This window comes from Acidithiobacillus sp. TH-A36 (assembly GCF_057473445.1).
Genome location: NZ_JBYCKP010000563.1, coordinates 1 through 2782 on the forward strand (window position 1 = coordinate 1; position 2782 = coordinate 2782).

Genomic DNA, 2782 nt, shown 5'->3' on the forward strand with positions numbered 1-2782 from the left:
TCAGTACCAAAGCCATTCTATCGGCCTGCCAGCAAGAGGCCTTGCCCGCCATGCCGGTTTTACGCGGGGCGCAGTTGCTGCAGGGGAAAAGCCTGGAATCTTCCCGATCCTTTTGGGAACAGAAATTCCCTGGAAAAACGGCTTTTCTGCATGGACAAATGACGGATAGTGAAAAGGCCGCCGCCCTGGAAGGGTTTCGTTCAGGCCAAACGCCCCTGCTGATTGCAAGCAATATTGTCGAGGTCGGTATCGACGTGCCTGGCGCGGAAACTGTGGTGGTGGCCGATGCTGACCGCATGGGGGTCGCCAGTCTCGTGCAAATTCGTGGGCGCGTAGGCCGCCACGGAGAACCGGGTTACTGTTTCTTTTTAGGTTCCGCACGAGACCAAGACGCCATGCAACGGCTCGAAAAAATTGCCCGCGAAGAGAATGATGAGCATCTGGCTATTCAGGATTTTCTCGAGCGCGGTTTCGGAAGTGCTGGCCAGGCACAATCCGGAAATGCTGCGCGCCTGTTCCGCCTGCCCAGAGACGCCCGTTTGTTTTTGAAAGTTGCGCAAATCCGAGCATCCATATCGCTGCAGCATTAATACGGGCGGTCGTTACTGCAGTTCTTCGATCAAGGCTTTGAACATGCGGTCGAAAATAATGCCTTTACGCAACATGTACCACTGCCAGACGCCCGCAGCAGCCAAAATAAGAATACCGACACCATGTGCGAAACACGCCACGATGCCAAACAGAAAAAGCCACATTCTCCAATGGCCAAATGGATCATAAACATCGCTCAATGGCGCCACTTCCGTAACACCAGCGGGATTGTACGCCTGTATGGCAACCAACCTTCCTTCGCTCCCGGATTTTCCTGCAAATATCATGGCAACTCGTGAGCCTGCGCGAATATTATTCAGATGTTTCCGCAGTAATACCGACCTTTCCTTTCCATCATCATTTCGCACAAATATATGCGTTCGATCTATCTGACGGATGGCTCCGCTCGCATGTGTCACAATTTTCGGTTTGCTTTCCATGGAGATGACTTCTCCATTTTCCGCAGACAGAAAATATTCCTGTTTACCCGCTTTAAACGTACCTTTGCGCATTTTGTTAATTGCTTCCTGTGCCGTTCAAGCCATTCGATATCTGCAGTGCCCGCTCAATCTGCTCGATAATTTTGTCCATATCCTTGCGGATATCTTTCGCCGTATAGTGCAAAATTCGCCAGCCATTAAGAACCAACAAATTACGCCGTTCTCTATCCCGCTGATGATCCCGCAAAAACTTGCCGTGATACTGCCAGCCGTCTGCTTCAATACCCAGACGATGCGATGGAAAAGCAATATCAATGAGAAACTTGCGATTTACCAGTGGTTTGTATTCCCGGCGGGCGTTCGGCCATCGTCTGGAAATGACCGGCCACAGGATGGCCTCGATTGGGGAACATTCTACTGAACACGGTTTTTTTGATGCACGCGCACGGCGCTGAGGCTGTGTAGATTGTGCATTGATAGCGCGTTGACATGCGGCGGGTAACTGCTGAGGACTGCGGACTCTGAGCATGCGTATCCTTTTCCAATCTGAATGGATTTTCATATTGGCATGCGCTTTGACACATCAGGTGAAGAATAACCGCCTTTTTTCGTGTTTTTTTAGAATTATTGTTAAACAACCACCGGACAGCCGCCGTGTTAATGCCTACTTCGGCCGATGCCCCATGAGCGCCTTGGCAAGAATGGTTCTGTCAATTAGGGGCGATGGCGAATACGTCCGGGAAGTAGCAACAGGTGACGAAACAGAGTGCTTTGCCGTATGGGATGTAGGAAAAATGTAATAGAACGCGAAAACACCAAAAGCAATAGCACCGATCCATGCAAGAATGACGGGCAACATGCATAAGAAGAAACCACCTTTAGGCGTGTCCGAAACATCATCCATAACTCACCTCCAATAGGAAATTAACAGTTTTTGGAATAGCTTCAACTAACTGTATCATTATAACATGGCCTACCCAGTCAGTTGCTGACAGGCATTACGGAAACGCCATCCATCACACACCTTAATTTTTAATCAGCGTGTCGGGTTGTCCCACGGTAACCTACGGAATTGAGGTGCCGATTGAGATGCGCAAGCATGGTAGCGCAAATGCTTTTTGCCGTTAATGAATCCGGATATCCAGAAATCAATGTGATAGCCTCAGGATCCTCTGATTGGACAATGCGTTTCAGTGTATCTGCATCTGCAAGTACGGCATTCGCACGTTCTTTAAGTTGCGGAAATCCCCAAGTATCGCCATGATTCTGGTTCATGTCAGAAATGATGGCTGCTGTTAATCGGCGCGCCCCAATCACCCAGAAGGGATCTTCGAAGTCATCATTTGGAATGAGTTGTCGTGCCAATATCTCCGCATGTTGATGTGTAGATAAATTGATGTTTTGCATAAAAACTCCTGTTCGATGTGCATACGTCATTGGGCAGTCAGGACCGGATAAATCAGCAGTCCACGAAAGCCTGTACAGATTCACACACAACAAAGTAGCTTGGGTTTGAAATAACCGCTTGTTTTCTCGTTTTTTCCAAGTAAGTGATGTGGTCTACGACTTTGTACCATAACGCAAACCCAACTACAGACCATTTCACTTACAGCCTCAGACGCACGATGTAGCCAGTCCCTCGCTTCACTGCTACACCATAAACTTTGACAGGCTCTGCTTTCTTTGCAGGAAGTCTTCGTGGAAATCGGTCCACGATTGCATCAGTTCAAAGTCGAATTCACCGGTTGTTG

Annotated in this window: 5 protein-coding genes; 1 reads left to right on the forward strand and 4 read right to left on the reverse strand. The window is 48.7% G+C overall.

The features are described from left to right. A partial coding sequence (locus AC2VLY_RS14230) for a helicase-related protein (RefSeq protein WP_486891870.1) occupies positions 1-590 on the forward strand: 590 nt, incomplete at its 5' end. 12 nt (positions 591-602) lie between these two features. Here AC2VLY_RS14230 and AC2VLY_RS14235 read toward each other — a convergent pair. From AC2VLY_RS14235 to AC2VLY_RS14250, 4 genes are all read right to left on the reverse strand, one after another. After that, entirely contained in the window at positions 603-1103 is a 501-nt protein-coding gene (locus tag AC2VLY_RS14235) for a hypothetical protein (RefSeq protein WP_142086152.1), read from the reverse strand. A 4-nt stretch (positions 1104-1107) separates the two neighbouring features. After that, positions 1108-1560: an endonuclease domain-containing protein gene (locus AC2VLY_RS14240; RefSeq protein ID WP_158627745.1), complete on the reverse strand. Its 453-nt coding sequence runs from the start codon at positions 1558-1560 to the stop codon at positions 1108-1110. 135 nt (positions 1561-1695) lie between these two features. Next, positions 1696-1935: a hypothetical protein gene (locus tag AC2VLY_RS14245; RefSeq protein WP_486922509.1), complete on the reverse strand. Its 240-nt coding sequence runs from the start codon at positions 1933-1935 to the stop codon at positions 1696-1698. A gap of 128 nt (positions 1936-2063) precedes the next feature. Continuing rightward, entirely contained in the window at positions 2064-2438 is a 375-nt protein-coding gene (locus AC2VLY_RS14250; protein WP_158627746.1) for a type IV secretion system DNA-binding domain-containing protein, read from the reverse strand. Positions 2439-2782: the final 344 nt, after the last annotated feature.